The 16,558-nt window shown below is 41.3% G+C and carries 17 protein-coding genes and 1 tRNA gene; 5 read left to right on the top strand and 13 right to left on the bottom strand.

The window, feature by feature from the left end; all coding sequences use genetic code 11:
• Positions 1 to 33: 33 nt before the first annotated feature.
• The 3 genes from BDE36_RS01875 to BDE36_RS01865 are packed head-to-tail and all read left to right on the top strand — an operon-like array spanning position 34 to position 3,130.
• Entirely contained in the window at positions 34 to 846 is an 813-nt protein-coding gene (locus BDE36_RS01875; protein WP_141813521.1) for a TIGR02391 family protein, read from the top strand.
• 2 nt (positions 847 to 848) lie between these two features.
• Positions 849 to 1,373 carry a hypothetical protein gene (locus tag BDE36_RS01870; protein ID WP_141813520.1) on the top strand — a complete coding sequence of 175 codons (525 nt, stop codon included), beginning with the start codon at positions 849 to 851 and terminating at the stop codon, positions 1,371 to 1,373.
• A 14-nt stretch (positions 1,374 to 1,387) separates the two neighbouring features.
• Positions 1,388 to 3,130, top strand: coding sequence for a hypothetical protein (locus BDE36_RS01865; RefSeq protein ID WP_141813519.1), 1,743 nt, complete (start codon positions 1,388 to 1,390; stop codon positions 3,128 to 3,130).
• An 89-nt stretch (positions 3,131 to 3,219) separates the two neighbouring features.
• On the opposite strand, the gene gcvH is transcribed toward BDE36_RS01865, so the two are convergent.
• Together gcvH and BDE36_RS01855 are read right to left on the bottom strand one after the other, a co-directional pair.
• Positions 3,220 to 3,600, bottom strand: coding sequence for a glycine cleavage system protein GcvH (gcvH, locus tag BDE36_RS01860; RefSeq protein ID WP_141813518.1), 381 nt, complete (start codon positions 3,598 to 3,600; stop codon positions 3,220 to 3,222).
• 10 nt (positions 3,601 to 3,610) lie between these two features.
• Complete coding sequence (locus BDE36_RS01855; RefSeq protein ID WP_141813517.1) at positions 3,611 to 4,306, bottom strand: metallophosphoesterase family protein; 696 nt, start codon at positions 4,304 to 4,306, stop codon at positions 3,611 to 3,613.
• Positions 4,307 to 4,340: 34 nt separating this feature from the next.
• Between BDE36_RS01855 and BDE36_RS01850 the strand changes: the two genes are divergently transcribed.
• Positions 4,341 to 4,694, top strand: a complete 354-nt coding sequence (locus tag BDE36_RS01850) for a hypothetical protein (protein ID WP_141813516.1) — start codon at positions 4,341 to 4,343, stop codon at positions 4,692 to 4,694.
• On the opposite strand, the gene BDE36_RS01845 is transcribed toward BDE36_RS01850, so the two are convergent.
• The 8 genes from BDE36_RS01845 to BDE36_RS01810 all read right to left on the bottom strand — a co-directional run bounded on the left by BDE36_RS01845 (position 4,691) and on the right by BDE36_RS01810 (position 10,411).
• Entirely contained in the window at positions 4,691 to 5,461 is a 771-nt protein-coding gene (locus BDE36_RS01845) for a metallophosphoesterase family protein (protein WP_141813515.1), read from the bottom strand. The genes BDE36_RS01850 and BDE36_RS01845 overlap by 4 nt on opposite strands.
• The gene (gene arsB, locus BDE36_RS01840) at positions 5,461 to 6,546 is read right to left on the bottom strand and encodes an ACR3 family arsenite efflux transporter (protein WP_141813514.1); all 1,086 of its coding nucleotides are present in this window, start codon (positions 6,544 to 6,546) and stop codon (positions 5,461 to 5,463) included. Before arsB ends, BDE36_RS01845 begins: the two co-directional genes overlap by 1 nt.
• Positions 6,547 to 6,590: 44 nt before the next feature.
• Entirely contained in the window at positions 6,591 to 7,217 is a 627-nt protein-coding gene (locus tag BDE36_RS01835) for a hypothetical protein (protein WP_141813513.1), read from the bottom strand.
• Between the two features lie 64 nt (positions 7,218 to 7,281).
• The gene (gene arsN2 / locus BDE36_RS01830) at positions 7,282 to 7,710 is read right to left on the bottom strand and encodes an arsenic resistance N-acetyltransferase ArsN2 (protein ID WP_141813512.1); all 429 of its coding nucleotides are present in this window, start codon (positions 7,708 to 7,710) and stop codon (positions 7,282 to 7,284) included.
• A gap of 11 nt (positions 7,711 to 7,721) precedes the next feature.
• Positions 7,722 to 8,294, bottom strand: a complete 573-nt coding sequence (locus BDE36_RS01825; protein ID WP_141813511.1) for a DUF6428 family protein — start codon at positions 8,292 to 8,294, stop codon at positions 7,722 to 7,724.
• A 54-nt stretch (positions 8,295 to 8,348) separates the two neighbouring features.
• A complete protein-coding gene (locus BDE36_RS01820) occupies positions 8,349 to 8,678 on the bottom strand; it encodes an ArsR/SmtB family transcription factor (RefSeq protein ID WP_141813510.1) in 330 nt (109 codons plus the stop codon).
• A 125-nt stretch (positions 8,679 to 8,803) separates the two neighbouring features.
• Positions 8,804 to 10,030, bottom strand: coding sequence for a site-specific integrase (locus BDE36_RS01815; RefSeq protein WP_141813509.1), 1,227 nt, complete (start codon positions 10,028 to 10,030; stop codon positions 8,804 to 8,806).
• A gap of 307 nt (positions 10,031 to 10,337) precedes the next feature.
• Positions 10,338 to 10,411 (bottom strand) — tRNA-Pro (locus tag BDE36_RS01810).
• Between the two features lie 521 nt (positions 10,412 to 10,932).
• On the opposite strand from BDE36_RS01810, the gene BDE36_RS01805 reads away from it, so the two are divergent.
• Positions 10,933 to 11,466 (top strand): C40 family peptidase, encoded by a 534-nt coding sequence (locus BDE36_RS01805; protein ID WP_141813508.1) that lies wholly within the window; start codon positions 10,933 to 10,935, stop codon positions 11,464 to 11,466.
• A gap of 60 nt (positions 11,467 to 11,526) precedes the next feature.
• Here BDE36_RS01805 and BDE36_RS01800 read toward each other — a convergent pair whose 3' ends face one another.
• The 3 genes from BDE36_RS01800 to BDE36_RS01790 form a co-directional block, all read right to left on the bottom strand.
• Positions 11,527 to 11,718, bottom strand: coding sequence for a hypothetical protein (locus BDE36_RS01800; protein ID WP_141813507.1), 192 nt, complete (start codon positions 11,716 to 11,718; stop codon positions 11,527 to 11,529).
• Between the two features lie 112 nt (positions 11,719 to 11,830).
• On the bottom strand, positions 11,831 to 13,870 hold the full coding sequence (locus BDE36_RS01795; protein WP_141813506.1) for a M13 family metallopeptidase: 2,040 nt from the start codon (positions 13,868 to 13,870) through the stop codon (positions 11,831 to 11,833).
• Positions 13,871 to 13,924: 54 nt separating this feature from the next.
• On the bottom strand, positions 13,925 to 16,555 hold the full coding sequence (locus BDE36_RS01790) for a ligase-associated DNA damage response DEXH box helicase (protein WP_141813505.1): 2,631 nt from the start codon (positions 16,553 to 16,555) through the stop codon (positions 13,925 to 13,927).
• Positions 16,556 to 16,558: the final 3 nt, after the last annotated feature.

Here is a 16,558-nt window from a genome sequence, read left to right as displayed (position 1 = left end):
TATCATAATTGAATTTACTTAAAACATTGCGGTATGGCTGATAGAGCAGTAACTAAACATCCAATGATTTCAGCGGTACATTTGGAAAGTATTTGTGAACTAATTGCTGATACAAGTGAGGGCTTGACCGGATCGGAAATCACTAAAATACTTGCAGATTGCTCGTTAATAGATCATACTCCAACTGGACTTAATAAGAGGAGCAGGCTTTATAACGCTTTCGTTCTTTTCCAAAACAACAATCAATGTTCAAATGGAATATTGAAATTTCTAAGCCAGGCGATGAACCCAGCAAGATATTTTAACAAAGATGAAATTTTTCAATATCGTTTAAACGAATTAAATAAGCGTCTCTCCTTTATCGGACTTGAAATTACTAAGGAAGCAAAGTATCGACAAGTAGCCGCGGCAACAACTCTCACTGAGGCACAAGAACGAGCAAGTCACTATAAGCAAAAGTTAGAATTAAGAAATGTCCATTTGGAAGTGTTTAAATACTGCAATGAAGAATTAGTTAAGGAGAATTATTTTCATTCAGTTTTCGAAGCAGTAAAGAGTATTGCTCAGAGATTAAGAAACCTCACTGGTGTTCATGCTGATGGTAACCCACTTGCTGATGTTGTATTCTCCACTACAAATCCACTATTGAGAATCAATCCGTTACAAACTGATACAGAAAGAAGTGAGCATCTCGGATTATCAAATACGATTAAGGGGCTTTTTGGGTTAATACGCAATCCTACTGCACATACTCCGAAAATAAAATTTGTAATAACAGAATCCGAAGCACTTGATATTATGACGATTGTATCGTTTGTTCACAAAAAACTTGATAAAAGCTTTTAATCATGAGTGAAAGAGAGGATATGTTAAAGACTTACTTAAAAAATCAAGCTGTCGTGTACGATAGATTGTTGGCAAAAGGTATCACTTTTCTCAGCGAGGATGATATTTGGACAATTCTACAGTCTGAGCTTAACCTCGAATATTATGAGGTGATACACGCGAAACTAACTGACGAAAAAATATTGGAAGTGGTGCTTGATCACATTAATCAAAATGGTTTGCCACTCGGTAAAATCGAATTTGACGTTGATGAAAATGATATAGATTGGCTTCCCGAAACTTCGGACACGTTAGAAAAAGCAACTTTGCATAAAAATGGTAGGATTTGGGTAGTTCATCGAAGTGATGCAGATCCGTTTCCTTCGATACCTCATGCCCATAATTATCAGGAGAACTATAAGCTTAATTTATATACCGGCGAGTTGTACAGAAAAACAAAGCTTGTTGGAAAGATGAAGAAAAAAGAACTGGCTGAATTGGTAGAAAAGATCAACAGTGAATTTCCAGATATAAAATTTCATAATTAAAAACCTAATCCTCAATGCCAACTCACTCGAACCTAAGCATGTCGTTGCTAATTAAGTATTCAAAAATATTCGGCGACGAACCACGAAGTGTTGAAGATATTTTAACTCCATACGGCAAAACACTCACCTTGAAAATGATTGGTGTTTTAAATTCTATGTTGCAAAGGGGGATAACAGAGTTGCAACAGCAAATTGTTTCTTGGTTTGGTCACAAAGAACCATTGGGGCAAGAATTGATGGAGAGGATTTTTTTTGGATATCGAGCAGAAATAAATGAGGGTTTCAAACTTGTATTGATTAATCATTATGCGAATTTAAGGATGAGCGTTATTGCAAAGAGTTTGCCTGAAATTGATGAAAACAGTGTCATAAATACAAATCAAGCTCATTTGGATCTTTTTAAAGCTTATCTAAAACTCAATGAAGCTTTTTTATTGAAACAAAATCAAATCGGTACTACGATACCTGAACAATATTCGGGCATTCTACGCGCGACATGGTTGTCTACCGCATCACTGATTAGCTATTATGACTTTAGTTACATTGATCAGATTATTGCCGTTTGCCAATTAATTAAGGCGATGTATTGTTTGCAGTTTATTGAACAATACAATAGTGAATTATACGAACTCTACTTACAATCCAAGGACGTTAGCGGGTTCAAAGACTACGCTGTCAAAATATTCCCACTTACTCAATTATGTTTTAGTGATGCGGTAACGATAAATGGCCTTAACGAAGAAAATAAAAAGTTTCTTGAATTATATAATCATCAAACGGATATTGAGGAAAGTGAAGAAAACGTCGCTAATTTTGATTTTCTTGCTATCCGGAATAAGCCGCTTTTTGCAGTTGGCGAAAATGAATATGTAATACTTAATCGGGCAATGATCATCAACAAGGTTTATAGCTCTATATATTGGGATTGTAAAGCAATCTTATCCAATAATTTACAATTAGGAATTTCTCAGGATCGATTTAGAACTGATTTTACTACAGATTTTTCGGAAGGGTATCTTGTTTACAAGTTATTTAAAAAAGCCTATGAAAACAAGAGTTGCAAGCAATTTTCAGGTGAAGAAATGAAAGCGCAAATGGGTAATTCGGAACCGGATTACTATATACGCAACGGCAACAAAGTTTTTATTATTGAAGTTAAAGACAGTTTTATTTCGGGAAAGGTTAAACAATCCTTTAACGTACCTGACATACAAGAGGAGATCAGTAAAAAATATTATAAAACCCAAAATTCAGAAAAAGCAGTAAAGCAGTTAATCACACGAATAAGGTTTAGCCTAACGATGGCATATCCATTCGACCAGGGTTATAAACCGAAATCACTTAAATTTTTTCCGATTTTAATAGTTTATGATGTAAACCTTACAGTTCCTGGCATTGAAAGCTTGATGGCCGGATGGTTCAACGATGAGCGCGAAAATTTAATAGCAGAAATGAAAGAACAAGGCATTGAGGGTTTTCACATCAACGATCTCGTTATTCTCCATATTGATGGATTGGTATTGCTTACCGAATATATCAGGGCTGGTAAAGTTAAACTTGAAGACTTAATTGATAGCCACCTTGCGAGAAAACGTACATTGCTAAAAATTAATGAAACCAAAACGTTCGAGGAAGTTAAAGCAGGAGTTTTAAACAGCTATTTTTCTTTCAATCACTATGTGCTTGACCATCGCCAAGCCATTCCACCCCAAAGCCGTATTATGCCGACTGAATTTAACATATTTAGTGACGAATGAGTGATATTGCACAATTACAGCAAGGTGCTATTAATACTTCTAAATATAAGTTCGTAACTGGTGATAGGTTTTTTTAATTTAATCCGGTTTTAAATACCAATCAAATTTTGATAATTAGTTGCATTTAGAAGATTATTTATCTCGGAGGGTTCATCGATTTCTATTTTAATTATCCATGCCGCTACAAAAGGATCGCTGTTCACCAGTTCGGGATTTTTTAACAATGCATCATTCTTCGCGATAATGTTACCCGATACAGGTATAAATAAGTCGCTGGTAGTCTTTACAGCTTCTACCGAGCCGAATATCTCGTCTGCTTTAAAAGTCTGCCCAACGTTAGGCAGTTCGACGTAAACGATCTCGCCTAATTCGCTTTGTGCAAATTCGGTGATACCGATTGTTCCGGTAGTACCATCTACCTTTAACCAGGTATGTTCTTTAGAATAATATAGGTTTTCGGGAAAGTTCATGGGGTTTGATTTAATAGGCTTTACGTAATTTATCTGCCAGCTCATCGGGCAGTGGACTATCTTCTATGGCTTTTGCAGCTTGTTCGACATCGTAGGCAACACGGATAAATTCGACTTGAATACTATCCCCGTCTGTAGTGTTGCTACCATCAGTTAATGTGATTTGGGCATAACAGGCCATTGGGTTGCCATCTTTAGGCTTGCCCACCGAACCGATATTAATTACATGCTTAAAAGTTCCATTTGCTGTAGAAATAATGCGATGGTATGGTTTATGTGAATGGCCGACACACAAAACATCCGCCTTAGCTTCCTGCATCATTTCCAATACATAAGCCTCGTCTGTATCTTCCAAAACATATTCATTAATGGCGCGGGTACTTCCATGCGCCATTACGATATTCAGGTGGTCATTATTCAACTGAAACTCCAACCGTATGTGAGCAGGCAAGGTATCTAAGTATCGCCTGTGATCAGCATATACTATTTCATAGGCATACCCCTTGTTTTTTTGGTCGTGATTACCCGCCAATGTAGCAATACCGCGCTTGCGTACACCTTCAATAACTTCGTTAGGCCAAATATTATATCCGATTAGGTCGCCCAGGCAATAAACAGCATCGGGTTTACGGATATCAACATCTGACAAAAAAGCTTCAAATGCCGGTAAATTCGCATGTACATCTGAAAAAAGTGCTATCTTCATTATATTAGTTTTTATGTAGCGTTTGCTTTAAATTATGCGTAGAGGAGATAAACAGCTTATGAAAAAGATTACACTTGTTTCCATCTTGTTTTTATGGTTTTGTGCAACCAACTGTAAAAAAAGTAATAACGGCATTGCAACAAGCAATGCAAATATAATGGGCTATGATCTTAGTACCTGTACATTCTGTGGTGGCATAAAAGTTTCAATCAGCGGTGATACAACCAAAAATGCACCTTCCTTCTACAGAACCAATCAAAGTTTTAGAGCTATGGGAATCACCGATAGTTCATCTTTTCCAATTCCCGTCCAAATTCAATGGCAAAGAGATTTAACACGCACTGCTGGCAACTATATCATCCTTACTCAAGTTAAAATCATTCGCTAAGCTTTTCTTAACATATCTGCATATTCATTGGGTAGCGGGCTATCTTCAACCGCTTTAGCCGCTTTTTCAATATCATAGTCAATACGGATAAACTCAACTTTTACGCTGTCTTTATTTTTAATGGAACTATCCGAATTAATATGCAGTAAAACATAACCGCCGCGGGGGTCTTTATCTTTTGGCTTACCAACTGAACCGATATTAACTGCATGGCGATAGTGGGTTTCATCTGTTGTTACCGATGGTAAGATCCGGTGGTAGGGCTGGTGGGTATGACCAAAACATAATACATCCGCATCCGCCTGTTCCATAATTCTTAGCAGGCTTTTTTCGTCGCGGTCTTCAAATAAATATTCATTAACCTTACGGGGGCTACCATGCACCAACAGTACATTAAGCTTATCATTGTTCAATTGGTATTCAAGCCTGATATGTGCAGGCAAGGTTCGTAAATACGCCCTTTGCTCATCCTTAACCACTTCGTTGGTGTAGGATATGGAGATTTTACCCAAAGCCTTTTCTTCATCGGTTTTATAGGCACATCCGCAATCATCGCTACTGCGGCCTATGCCAAAATCATAGTTACCTGCAATACAGGGAATACCCCGTTTACGGATTTCATCTATAACCTCGTTAGGCCAAATGTTATAACCTACAAGGTCGCCTAAACAGTAAATCGCATCAGGTTTTTGAGTTTCAACATCCGCAAAGAAAGCTTCCAATGCGGGAAGGTTGGCATGTATATCAGAAAATAAAGCAATTTTCATTATCGTATCGGTGTTAATGTTTTTGTGGTGTAGTATTTTTTGCGGAAATAAAAGGCAAGGTTTACCAATGCGATCAAGGCCGGAACTTCAACCAATGGCCCGATCACTCCGGCAAAAGCTTCCCCAGAATTAATACCGAATACACCAATAGCAACCGCTATCGCCAATTCAAAATTATTTCCGGTAGCGGTAAAGGCTATAGACGTACTGCGTGAATAGTCGGCACCAAAAGACTTGCCAATAAAGAAACTAAGCACGAACATGATTGTAAAGTAAATAACCAATGGTATAGCTATTCTTATTACATCAAATGGGATTTGAACGATCAGGTTACCTTTAAGGCTGAACATTACCACTATGGTAAATAGTAAAGCTATCAGAGTAATAGGAGAAATGAATGGGACATATTTTGTCTGAAACCATTCCTCACCTTTAATTTTAATTAACAAATTGCGGCTAATCACACCTGCGGCAAAAGGTATCCCTAAATAGATGCCTACGCTTTTGGCAATTTCACCAATGGTAATGTTCACCGCCAAACCTTTCAATCCGAATAAAGGCGGTAATACGGTGATAAAAAGATAGGCATATACGCTGTAAAGAAGTACCTGAAAAATACTGTTCAGCGCGATAAGCCCGGCGGCATACTCCCGGTTGCCTTCGGCCAGTTCGTTCCATACGACTACCATAGCGATACAACGCGCAAGTCCGATCAGTATTAAACCTACCATATAAGCAGGATGATCGCGCAATAACGTTATTGCCAATACAAACATCAGCACCGGCCCGATTATCCAGTTCAAAATTAGCGAAGCGCTTAACACCTTAGTATCCTTAAACACTTCGCCCATTTTCTCATATTTAACTTTGGCAAGCGGTGGGTACATCATCAGGATCAAACCAATTGCTAACGGAACATTGGTCGTTCCGCTTGAAAATGAATTAATAAACCCTGCGGATGAGGGAATAAAATAACCTATACCAACCCCAATCGCCATCGCAAGGAAAATCCAAAGCGTGAGATTGCGGTCAAGAAATCCTAATTTTTTACGTTCGGCCACAGGGGCACAGTTGTTTGCTGACATAATTTAATTGCGTATATCGTATTTTAATGTGAATTGATGATTAACTATTTCCAGTTTTCTTTGAATTTAGATGCTGCGAATAACATTTCCGCTGTGATCAATTTGGCTTGCGCATCGTATTGTTCATCTGTTGCGCCCATAGGGAGTGGTTTGTAATTCAGCTTCACAGCGAACTTATCCACGTTGACCAATAAAGATGCTGCACTTTCCTGTACCAGCACATGGATTGCCTGCGGATTGGATGGCGAGTTTTCAAAAGTAACCGAACCGCCCTGGTCGTTGTATTTGGCTTGATCGCCGCTCATCTTAAAGCCGATTTTCGCCAGTGCCGAAGCCACTTTTACGGAAGTAGCCGCGCCGACTACAAATATCTTCACATCATTAATACCGTATGAAGCAAGCGCCGTTTTTAGCACAGCTTTCGCTATTTGACCGCTAAAACCATCGTTACTAACAAACTCCACAATGACATCTTGTTTTTTGCTCTTAGCTACAATAGCTAATTGCTGGATACCACCGAGATCATCACGGCGAGCGTCAAGTGTCGGGTTGCTCTTTTTAACGGTTTTGAAAGTTTGTGCCAATTCAGGATAAATAGGGTCTGTAGCAGGCGCAAAAGCGGAACTTACAACCAGTAAGCCGATTAAGAAAAGAAAGGATAAGTTTTTCATAATTTTTATTTTTAGGGTTTAATTGGTTTATTGCTATTTAACGATTGATATACTTAAAAAAAACTTAGTTAAGTTTCTTTTTTATCACAAAGGCAGAAATGGGACAAACATGGCTGAACTCTGATGATAGCTGTATTTCCGCCGGAACTTCTTCCCGTGTTATTTGATGATTATGTTGCCGTTCAAAATAGGCCGGTGCGGTTTCTGTGAGTAGGTACATTTCGCTTAACCCTTTCAAACGGCTCATATTGGTCAAACGCGCCAGCAACTTACCCGCGATACCCACACTCCGATGTGCCGGATGTACCGCCAAAGAGCGAAGCAAACCGTACTGGCCATAAACTTCAACTCCGGCTACACCGACTACTGCGCCATCTTGAATAGCAACAATAAAGTTATCCAGTGTTTCCGGCAGATCGGCCACCGGCAGCTTTTCAGCCGCCAGCAGCTCAATCAAAGCATCTTTATAGGGTTGGGCCTGGTCAATTATCATTTCTGCAATTTTTAACAGCAGCCTCCGCCCGGTGTACAACAGGCTTCAGCCGGTGCAGCAGCCAAGTTCACTAATTGTACTTTTGGTTTTTCAGCCACAGCGGGTGTGCAGCATTCTTCGCCTTTATCATTAGTACCACAACTGCCTCCGCGGGTTTGGGCTTTGCATTGTACCGCATCAGGCCGCAAGTCTACAGTTAAAGCCGTGCCATCCACGATCATTTCATTTGGAAACATCTGGCGGGTATCAAATTCAGAATTACCGAACTCGATCTTTACCGTACCGTTCGGGTTAAGCGGTAGCATTTTTTCTACGATATTAACGATAGATAAAGCTTTACCTACCTTCATCGAACGTTCCTGTTGCTCACCTTCCGGTACCCATAGCTGTACAATAATCTCTGTCCAGGCATTCATTACGCCGCCACAATCTACCGAGGTGATCGGCGCTTGTTTGATTTCAGTTATATGATATGCTGCATCTACCAGTTTCCCTTCGGCATATTGGAATTGCAGATCAAGGTCGGGATGCTCTAATAAGGTGTCTTTAAAAGTTTTCCAGTTGATCGCTTCTACTTTATTCATGGCTTTGTGATTATTATATTATTGCAATATTGCGATTAATGTAATCAAATTTTTTTAACAGCAGGTGGCTTTCAAATCATAGGCTGCAAAAAAGCCGCCTAATTGTTCTTTCAGCTCATTCCAAACAGGTGGGTTAATGCAGTAACAAACGCTAACCCCTTCAATAGTACCTTGTATAAGTCCAGCATTTTTTAGTTCTTTTAAATGCTGTGAAATGGTAGGCTGCGCTAAACCCAATTCTTCTACAAGATCGCCACATATACAGGTATTTGATTTAATGATTTCCTGTAAAATGGCGATACGGGCAGGGTGCGCGATAGCTTTCAGCATCACAGCTAACCTGTTTTGTTCTTCGGTGAATATTTCTGTTTTAGTTAAGCCCATACTTTATATTGCAATATTACGATGGATATTTTTACCATCCAAATTTATTTTACGCCTATCCCAAAATTGAATGCCCAACAGATTAAAAAATAGGGCTGACAATCAAATTGGCAGCCCTATATCCTTTAGCATAGTTTGGTTTTTAGCAGAGCCATATCATCATTTATCTTGCTCTCGACAACTTTAGCATAAATTTGAGTTGTAGTAAGCTTGCTATGACCTAACAGTTTACTTACTGTTTCAATAGGTACACCGTTAGTCAAAGTAACCGTTGTGGCGAAAGTGTGCCGCGCAATATGAAAGGTTAGCGGCTTGGTGATGTTACACATATCCGCTATTTCCTTCAAATAGCTGTTTAACTTCTGATTGCTCAACGTTGGTAGCACTTTCCCTTCTGCTAATGCCTGCGGGTGGCCTTTGTACTTTTCGATAATGTCTAAAGCTTTTGGCAGTATCGGTACTCTTACAGGCTCATTGGTTTTCTGCCTATTTGTGGCTATCCAAATGTTGTTTTCGGATTTCTCTATAAGATTTGCCGGGGTTAGGTTGAATACATCTATATACGCTAAACCTGTATAGCAACTAAAAATGAACAAGTCTTTTACCACCTGTAGCCTAACAATGTTGAATTTCTTTTTTTCAATCCTTGCCAGTTCGTCTTTGGTCAAGTATTCGCGTTCTACCTTATCAAACTTTAACTGGTAGGCATGAAAGGGGTTACGGTCTAACCATTCCAGCCTAACGGCAAGGTTCACCATCTTGCAAAACCTTTCTATGTGCTTCATTAAGCCGTTGTTGTTTAAAGGCTTTTGCCCTTTTTCGGGCTTCCTGTTACGTAGGAAGTATTCAAAATCTGTAATAAACTTATAGCTTAATTCTGATAAGTATTTATCACTTGTCTTAAATCGCTCCGCTATGAACTCCTTAATATACTTTTGTGTGGTATAATAATTTTTCATCGTTCCTTGCTCTAACACCTGGGATTGCTCTGCATTGTGGTACTCCATCAATTTGCATAAAGTAAATTCCGCCTGGTCTTCTCCGGTAAATTTTTCCTTTACTAATTCTGCCGTGATAAGTTTCTTCTGCAATAAAAGTTCCTGGTAGCTTTCCACGATACCCGAACGATACTGCTCTAAGTACTTGTTCAGCTTTACGACTTCCTCTCTGCTACCACGTGCCATTCCTTTATTGGCATTCCAGTTATCGGGATCAATCGTCCGTTTAACAGATAAATCAATTCTACTTCCGTTTACGGTGATCCTTGCATAAATAGGGGTCTTACCGTCATTGGTGGCTTTATACTTCCTAAGATAAAAGATAACGCCAAAGGTGCTGTTCGCTGTTTTCATATTGTCAATTATTAAGTTACAATAGCATCAGATTGACGGTCTTTGGCGGCTTTTGCATTGTGGGCAAGTCTGCCGAATTTTTAGGGCACACTAAAGGGTACCAAAAACCGTCAAAATAAACTAAGTAATCAATTGACTATCAAATACTTAATATGCTATTTGTGCCCAAATATATTTTAAAAATTTGGGGCACCGAATAGGGCACATTTTCCTTGATATAACTTGAATGAATTGGGGTGGAATAAAATAAAAAACCCCTTAAATCATACGATTTAAGGGGTTTCGACTTCGATTGGTATCGCTTTTGTCGGGATGGCAGGATTCGAACCTGCGACCTCCAGCACCCCATGCTGACGCGATACCGGGCTACGCTACATCCCGAACCGGCTGTATGCCGATTACCGTGCAAATATAAAATTTGTTCAATTACTTTCAAACCTTGTTTCTGATATAATGATAGTTCTACCAACCTTGGAAATGACTGAAGCACAACAAACTGAAAAGTCGGTGCCGGGAACGATTCGAGAGGCATGAGCAAACATGTCCGGCAACTTATCGCCCGCCCGATAACCAGGTGAACATCAAGTAAAACCTGACTGCCGGAAGTCCCAAACACGATACAGCAAAATACCTCTGGTAGTACTTGTGTCAAAAGAAAAAAATATTTTTTGAAACATAATTTATGGCATAGCTGTATACTGAAACAATAAAGGATTTTTTTGAGCTGGGTGTCTAGAAAGACATACGAAAGTTTGTTAAAAGTTGTTAAAAATAGACAGAAAGCCCTTGCAGATGAGGAATATTTATTTAGCTTTGCAGTGCTCGTACAAGTAATGGGTGCATTAATTAGTACAAGAGGGCGTTTATAAGTCTTGTTGTTTAACTGATAAACGATGTTTAGAATGGGGAAAAAAGTAATAGTAGCAATACTAATTGTGTTAACGTATGTGTCAACCCAGGCACAAACAACCAAAAAAACCACCGAGGATCCGGACAATCTTGCTAAAGATTATTTTTCGCAAATCATGGGAGTAGCTGTTTCTGCTACATCGAATGTTAAATTATATCAGTTTGTATACGATTGGTTGGGAACGCCCTACCGTTTAGGGGGTGATACCAAAAGAGGGATCGATTGTTCCGGTTTTGCATTTGAGCTATATGAAAAGGTTTTCAATACGGTTATAGGAAATAACTCCCGCAACATCTTCAGCATGGTCAATCCAGTAAGTAAGGATGAGTTGCAGGAGGGAGATCTCGTATTCTTTAAGATCAGAAGCAGGGCTATTTCGCATGTTGGAGTATATCTGGGGAATAATAAATTCGCACATGCTTCCAGCAGCAGAGGGGTAATGATCAGCAACCTCAACGAATCTTACTGGCAACGCTATTATTACAAGGGCGGCCGTTTGATCGAGTCATTAAGAGAGAAATTATAATTCAATCAATTATACCTTGCCAAGGTAAAAAGGGCTGTCCGTAAGGTCAGCCCTTTATTTTTACATCTTAGCTACATCACTTGTACTTCTTATAAGTCCTATCCCGGTAGAAAAGAATATAATTCCCAACACTCCATAAACTGCCAGCTCACGCCAGCTTCCCGACTCCTGAACAAAACCAATCGCGGCATATATAAGTCCAACAACACCCAGTATTGTCAAAATGGTACCAAAGGTTCTTTTTAAATTCATAGATATCTTTATTTACCTGATATTAGCAAATAAGCTGCCACAATAATAAAAACTATGAATCATTATGTAAGCGACGGGCGCCTTCTGGCACACGTCGCTTATACAGTATAATTTACCAAACCTTTACGCGCTCGTTCTCTGCGCGATACATCTTGTCGCCAGGCTTAACATTAAAGGCCTTATAAAACTGCGGCATGTTTGAAAGGGGACCATTTACACGGAACATCTCCGGAGAATGCGGATCTGTACTGATACGGGTCCTTAACAATTCGTCGCGGCTTTTTATACGCCACACCTGCGCATAGGCAAGGAAGAAACGCTGATCAGGAGTGAAGCCATCTATCTTCCCATCACTTTTACCCTGGTCGGTCAGCTTGAATGCATCGTATGCAATGGCTGTCCCGCCGATATCAGCCAGATTCTCACCAAGTGTGAGCTGTCCGTTTACATGCAGATTATTCAGGACAGTGTAGTTATTATACTGTTTTACTACGCCATCAGCTTTTTTGGTAAACTTCTCAGCATCCTGTTTCGTCCACCAGTCTTTCAGATTGCCATCCTTGTCGTACTGCCTGCCCTGATCATCAAAACCATGGGTCATCTCATGCCCTATAACAGCTCCTATCGCACCGTAGTTGATTGCATCGTCAGCATTGTTGTCAAAGAATGGGAAACGAAGAATCCCGGCCGGGAAAACTATTTCATTAAAAGCTGGATTGTAATAGGCATTTACAGTTGGCGGGGTCATAAACCATTCCGTTTTATCCACGGGCTTACCAAGCTTACCGGTCATCTCCTTATAGTCATGCTTTGCGATCGATTGAAGGTTCTCATAATATTTAGATCTGCTGATCTCAACATCATCATAGCTCTTCCATTTATCGGTGTAGCCAATCTTCTTTGTAAACGCATTCAGCTTTTCAAGTGCCTTCTTCTTCGTTTCAGGACTCATCCAGTCAAGTTTTTCAATACGCGACTGGTATACCTTCTGAAGGTTATCAACCAACTTCAGCATTCTTTCTTTTGCATCTGCCGGGAAATGTCTTTCTACATACAGCTGTCCAAGCAAGTCGCCCAGGCCCTGGTCTGTTTTACTCACCATTTGTTTCCAGCGGTCCTGCTCCTTTTGCTGACCGTTCAGAACCTTTCCGTAGAAATCAAATCTTGCTTTCCTGAACGGAGTGCTTAGAGCAGAGGCAGAAGAGCTCAGCGCTTCAAACTTCAGCTTGTTCTTCCATAGATCGAGTGGCTGCGATTTAAGCAGTCCGGCAAGCGCTTTATAATAGCCCGGTTGCCCTACCAGGATGGTATCGGTCTTCAGACTAAGTCTTGAAAGAAGGTCTTTCATGTCGAAGTCGGGGTTCTGTTTCTGAAATTCAGCTACTGCAAACTTATTGTAGTTTTTAACCGGATCTCTCAGCTCTACAGGTGTAAAGTGTGATTTGGCTATTTCTGTTTCCAGTTTAAGAATAGCATCCGCATTCTTCTTTGCGACTACCGAATCGGTACCGGTAAGCGTGAACAGCTTTGCTATATATTTTACATATTCCCTGCGGATCTTCTGGTTCTCAGGATCGGTATTAAAATAATAATCCCTGTTAGGCAATCCCAAACCGGATTGCTGAAAGTTGACTGCATTCTTCGTGCTGATCCTGTCATCAGGCCCTACAAAGAAAGAAAAGAGGAATGACTCGCCTTCCTTAAAACTACCGGCAGCAAAATTCACTAGTTCCTTAGGGCTTTTAACAGCATCTATTCTGGCAAGCAATGGCTTTACCGGCTCATAACCTCTTTTGTCGATAGCAGCTGTGTCCATACCACTAACATAAAAATCTCCTACCTTTTGCTCATTCGCTCCCTTACTATCTTTCGATGCCTCCTCCAGTATCTTTTTCAGATCCTTGAGGTTCTCATCGTAAAGGACATAGAAAGAGCCCCATCCCGACTCCGATGCCGGAATTTCGGTATTCTTATACCACGCTCCATTGGCGTACTGAAAAAAGTTCTCGCCGGGACTAACGGTGGTGTCCATTCCGGCCTTATCGAAAAAAACAGTTCTCTTGTTTTCCCCTGATGAACTTTTGTTTTGAGAACATGCAGCAAACATCAGGGCCGGAAGCGCTGCCATGCTTAGTGATTTAATAAGTTTCATATACATACTGAAGAATAAAATTTATGATAAACAAAAATGTGAAATGTTACAATATCAGGAGTAATCGAGAGACATTTTCGCCACTCTTGCTTCAAGCGATTCCGTTGTAAGCTTTTCGCGCAGGCGGTCTACCATGATCGGAAATGCGAAAGGCGTTGGCCGGCTGCAGTGCCTGATAACAACCTTGAGGGTTTGCAATCTCCGTAACGCTTCTCTAAGCCTGAACTCTTCAAGCTGAAACTGTAAAGCCTCATTGTATGCCTGCCGTACCAGCACATTGTCTGGCTCATACTCGCTAAAGACGTTGAAAAGCAGTGAGGTTGACGCCTGAAGATGGCGGTTCTTCATTGCCTTACCCGGAAAGCCGGTGAATACAAGTCCGGCAATATGAGCAATATCCCTGAACTTCCTTCTGGCCATTTCATTTGCATTAAGGCTATTCTGAATATCATCCAAAAGGTTATCCTCAGAGAACAGGCCCGATGTAAGCGACTTTTCCAACGGAATATCTTCGTCTGTCAATAATTCGAAGCCGTAGTCGTTCATAGCAATTGAATAACTTGCCTCTTTAATTTTTGAAATGCGCCAGGCAAAAAGAGAAGCCATGCCCTCGTGTACAAGCCGGCCTTCAAAAGGATAAAAGAACAGGTGATGACCGTCCTTTGATTCAAACTTCTCAATCAGAAACTCTGAAGAATGCGGCAGATGCGAAAGCTCGGCCTGCATATCAAACAGGGGCCGTAATGCTTTTACCTCGGCATCTTTCTCTATATGCCGGGCCACCTCGTCGAGCTTCTTCCTGAACATAGCCGATAGCTGAGACGACAAAGGAATGCGCCCGCCCATCCAGCTCGGGATCCTTCCCGTACTCTTGTTCGATTTCCTCACAAAGGCGGTCATATCCTTCACCTTTACCAGCTCCAGACTTCTCCCTGCAAACCAGAAGTTATCTCCCACTTTCAGTCTTGAAATGAAATCTTCTTCAATAGAGCCCAGGTAGCCGCCCGTCAGGAACTTGATCCTCATACTCACATCGCTTACGATCGTTCCCATAGTAAGCCGGTGCCGCATGGCCACACGCCTGCTGTTTACCTTATAAAGGCCGTTCTCTATCTCTACTTTGAGATATTCGTCGTACTGCGAAAGCGTTTTACCACCTTTGGTTATGAAGTCGAGGATCTGCCCAAACTCCTTTTCCTGAAGATCAGCATAAGCGTAGGTGGTTTTTAACTCTTTGAATATCACGTTAGGGATGAACCCGTCGGATACGGCAAGAGTTACGAGATACTGGGTCAGGACGTCCATAGCCAGAACTACCGGATCCCTGCTTTCAAAAACCTCCTCCACCATCGCCTGCTTGATAGCCGCTCCCTCCAGCAGCTCGAGAGAGTGCGTAGGCACAAACCAGGCTCTTGATACTGCACCCGGATGGTGACCGCTTCGCCCCGCCCTTTGCATAAATCTCGCTACCCCCTTCGGGCTGCCTATCTGTATCACCGTATCCACAGGCCTGAAGTCGACACCTAAGTCGAGGCTTGAGGTGCAAACCACCAGCTTCAGCATTTCCCGGTGAAGCGCCTCCTCCACCCAGCTTCTCAGTTCGTTGTCTAACGATCCGTGGTGCATGGCCATGATGCCGGCATACTCCGGATATTTATCAAGGATAGTTTGATACCATATCTCCGATTGTGAGCGCGTGTTGGTAAAGATCAGCGTAGTTTTACTTTTGGCAACGATTTCCATCACCTGCGGTAACAGCTTAATACCAAGATGTCCGGTCCACGAAAATTTCTCAATATTATCGGGGATTACCGATTCGATCTCTATTTTTTTATCCAGGTGCGCCCGTATGAGCTTAATTTTTTCCTCAGGCACATCATTGCCCAACAATACCGCTGCCGCCTGACTCAGATTACCTATCGTAGCGCTGATCCCCCAGATGCGGAGTTGTGGGTTGCGGGTTGCGGGTTGTGGGTTGTGAGTCGCATGTTGTAGGTTGTGAGATGCTGGTTGTGAGTTCTGTATTGCGGGCTGTGCTGAATGAGCGGTATCACTTGCAGGCTCCTTTATAGCGGGCGAAATACCTGTGGCAACTTCATCCTGCAACCTGCAACCCGCAACATACAACCCATTTCCCGCAACACATTTCAGCCGCGATAGTCCCAGTTCCAGCTGAACACCCCGTTTCGTTCCCAGCAATTCATGCCATTCGTCGGCTACTACAACCTGAAGGTTCTTAAACAGTTTGGGATAGTCCTTTTGAGCGATCATGAGATGGAGGCTCTCAGGAGTAGTAAGCAGCACCTCCGGCTGTTTTCTTCTTAACGCATCCTTTTCCTTCTGAGAGGTGTCTCCGGTGCGACTGCCGATTACCCATGGAAGCCCAATATCATCCACAGCCGTCTGCATGGCTTTGCGGATATCGTTTGTTAACGCTCTTAAGGGGGTTATCCAGAGCATGAGCAAGCCGTTATTCTTCCTTACCTGGTAATCATCGGGATAACGATTAATATAATCTGCTACAAAAGGAAGGAAAAGTGCGAAGGTTTTACCACTACCGGTCGGAGCATTTAGCAAACCTGAGTATCCTGAAAGGTAGGCATCCTGCATATCCTTCTGAAAGGGGAATTGTTTCCATCCTTTCTTTTCAAACCAGTCAGATATTATCCTTTCGCCAGGGTTCATAAA

The organism is Arcticibacter tournemirensis, assembly GCF_006716645.1.
Classification (GTDB): Bacteria; Bacteroidota; Bacteroidia; order Sphingobacteriales; family Sphingobacteriaceae; genus Arcticibacter; species Arcticibacter tournemirensis.
This window is presented reverse-complemented; position numbering and strand designations above follow the sequence as displayed.

Coding starts and splice junctions, on each gene's coding strand:
- BDE36_RS01795 (WP_141813506.1), bottom strand. CDS start 13,870: ATGAAACTTATTAAATCACTAAGCATGGCAGCGCTTCCGGCCCTGATG.
- BDE36_RS01820 (WP_141813510.1), bottom strand. CDS start 8,678: ATGGGCTTAACTAAAACAGAAATATTCACCGAAGAACAAAACAGGTTA.
- BDE36_RS01865 (WP_141813519.1), top strand. CDS start 1,388: ATGCCAACTCACTCGAACCTAAGCATGTCGTTGCTAATTAAGTATTCA.
- BDE36_RS01790 (WP_141813505.1), bottom strand. CDS start 16,555: ATGAACCCTGGCGAAAGGATAATATCTGACTGGTTTGAAAAGAAAGGA.
- BDE36_RS01850 (WP_141813516.1), top strand. CDS start 4,341: ATGCGTAGAGGAGATAAACAGCTTATGAAAAAGATTACACTTGTTTCC.
- BDE36_RS01875 (WP_141813521.1), top strand. CDS start 34: ATGGCTGATAGAGCAGTAACTAAACATCCAATGATTTCAGCGGTACAT.
- BDE36_RS01825 (WP_141813511.1), bottom strand. CDS start 8,294: ATGAATAAAGTAGAAGCGATCAACTGGAAAACTTTTAAAGACACCTTA.
- BDE36_RS01870 (WP_141813520.1), top strand. CDS start 849: ATGAGTGAAAGAGAGGATATGTTAAAGACTTACTTAAAAAATCAAGCT.
- BDE36_RS01845 (WP_141813515.1), bottom strand. CDS start 5,461: ATGAAAATTGCTTTATTTTCTGATATACATGCCAACCTTCCCGCATTG.
- arsB (WP_141813514.1), bottom strand. CDS start 6,546: ATGTCAGCAAACAACTGTGCCCCTGTGGCCGAACGTAAAAAATTAGGA.
- BDE36_RS01800 (WP_141813507.1), bottom strand. CDS start 11,718: ATGAATTTAAAAAGAACCTTTGGTACCATTTTGACAATACTGGGTGTT.
- BDE36_RS01855 (WP_141813517.1), bottom strand. CDS start 4,306: ATGAAGATAGCACTTTTTTCAGATGTACATGCGAATTTACCGGCATTT.
- BDE36_RS01805 (WP_141813508.1), top strand. CDS start 10,933: ATGGGGAAAAAAGTAATAGTAGCAATACTAATTGTGTTAACGTATGTG.
- gcvH (WP_141813518.1), bottom strand. CDS start 3,600: ATGAACTTTCCCGAAAACCTATATTATTCTAAAGAACATACCTGGTTA.
- BDE36_RS01815 (WP_141813509.1), bottom strand. CDS start 10,030: ATGAAAACAGCGAACAGCACCTTTGGCGTTATCTTTTATCTTAGGAAG.
- arsN2 (WP_141813512.1), bottom strand. CDS start 7,710: ATGATAATTGACCAGGCCCAACCCTATAAAGATGCTTTGATTGAGCTG.
- BDE36_RS01835 (WP_141813513.1), bottom strand. CDS start 7,217: ATGAAAAACTTATCCTTTCTTTTCTTAATCGGCTTACTGGTTGTAAGT.